The sequence below is a fragment of the Litoribacter ruber genome (assembly GCF_018449405.1).
Classification (GTDB): domain Bacteria; phylum Bacteroidota; class Bacteroidia; order Cytophagales; family Cyclobacteriaceae; genus Litoribacter; species Litoribacter ruber.
The window spans coordinates 1-1878 of the sequence record NZ_JAHCMY010000039.1 but is presented as its reverse complement, the minus strand read 5'-3'; the positions used below and the strand labels follow the sequence as shown (position 1 = coordinate 1878).

The window sequence follows — 1878 nt, the reverse complement described above, 5'->3', positions numbered from 1 at the left end:
ATCGAGCAGTTTTGAAAGCTACCGTAGGTTTAGTGCAACAGTGTTTTGGCTCAATAGCGGGTGCCGTGTTCGGTTTCTGGGTGGTACGGACACCGTTAACCTGTTCTAGCCGGCAGATTAGTTGATCTGATTTTGCAACTATGCCAAGCGCCAAAACGTTAAAAGCAATTAAAAAGAAACCGACAATGACATTAATAGTATCTTGGATAGGAGTTGACGACAAAGAAGACGGAAAGGAAATCGCCTCTATTTATATTTCGTCTGATAGCCGATACACTTGGGGAAACTCAGGAAAGTATGACTATGGAATAAAAGTTTTCGGGGCGACAAAACATCCAGAGATTTTTGGGTTTTGTGGGGACGTATTATTTCCTTCAATTATCCTCGGACAAATAATTCCTCAAATTGACAACGGTATATTGTTAGACAACTCTAACAATACAGAAACTAAAAGCTCTAAAATATTTTCCTACATTAAAACCTCATTAGACAGCTATCCTAAAAATTTCATAGGCGAAAGTTTTACAATTCTTCACGGAACGAGATTTGAAAAAACTTTTAAACTTTTCAAAATTGTTTATGGGGCGGACAAGCAATTAAGAAAAGAAGAAGTTCTATTAGGAAATATTTCAACCAAAGTATTTAGTGGTGGGTCTGGAGCAAAAGAGTTTGACGCAAATTGGCAGAAATGGAAAAGTGAGAAGCACAATGATCATCGAACAAGTCGAGCAGTTTATCATTGTTTGTATAAAACTCTCAAAGAAATAAAAGACCCTCAAACAGGTGGACTTCCCCAGGTAGTTGGATTATATCGAAATAAGAACTCAAGACTTTTTGGAATTGTTGAAGACGAAAAAAAATATATCTTTGGTAAAGAAAGTTCGGAGGACATAAATTCATCGAGTATAGAATGGCGAAATGGTAACTTTGAACGAATGAACCCCGGAACTTTAAAAATATTTGAAGATGCACAAAGGCAACCTTCATAAAGAGGCAACTCCCTGACTCTCCACAAATTATATTCAAGAAATTTGGGGAGGTCGAGGTGACGGGTAGTATTCCGACTACCGTCAGGGTATAAAAGAGCTAACTGTGGTGTAATTTAGATAGCACGTCCACAACTAAGTGGGAGGACCTGGGGCAGAGCCAGGCGGCTTTTTTAATTTTAAAAGCCAAGAAAAAGGGCTTGTGGCGCGGGATATTGTTGGCCATGGAGGTCAAAAAAGGATAAAAATGCAATGGATATTGAATTTCCAGAGGAGAGCTTTGGAATGCAATGGAACCTCACAGAAGATGGAATTTAATGGGTGATCATGCCGGATAGTGTGAATTTAATTGGCTGCATCCATACCTGCCACGGACTTGAAGTTGACTATATTGGAGTGATAGTAGGAGAGGATCTAATTGTTAGAAAAGGGAAAGTTCTTGTCGATCCGAATAAAAGGGATAAGCATGACTCAACTGTTAGGGGCTGGAAAACAATGGCAAAAGAAAATAAAACTTCTACCCAAGAGTTAATGCGTCAAATAATAAAGAATACCTATCGAACCNAAGGACTTGAAGTTGACTATATTGGAGTGATAGTAGGAGAGGATCTAATTGTTAGAAAAGGGAAAGTTCTTGTCGATCCGAATAAAAGGGATAAGCATGACTCAACTGTTAGGGGCTGGAAAACAATGGCAAAAGAAAATAAAACTTCTACCCAAGAGTTAATGCGTCAAATAATAAAGAATACCTATCGAACCCTAATGACAAGAGGAATGAAGGGGTGTTATATATATTGCGTGGATGTTGAAACATCAGAATATTTTAAATCAGCAATCATGAACCTGGAAACAGTTTCTGACAAAAAGGTGAGCGTATAAGTTTGTTATTATT

General features: G+C 38.1%; 2 protein-coding genes. Both read left to right on the top strand.

Annotated features, from left to right (window positions below; translation table 11 throughout):
* Positions 1-185 precede the first annotated feature (185 nt).
* A complete protein-coding gene (locus tag KI659_RS18480; RefSeq protein WP_213946872.1) occupies positions 186-989 on the top strand; it encodes a hypothetical protein in 804 nt (267 codons plus the stop codon).
* 324 nt (positions 990-1313) lie between these two features.
* Positions 1314-1865: a DNA/RNA helicase domain-containing protein gene (locus tag KI659_RS18475; RefSeq protein WP_213946871.1), complete on the top strand. Its 552-nt coding sequence runs from the start codon at positions 1314-1316 to the stop codon at positions 1863-1865.
* Positions 1866-1878 lie beyond the last annotated feature (13 nt).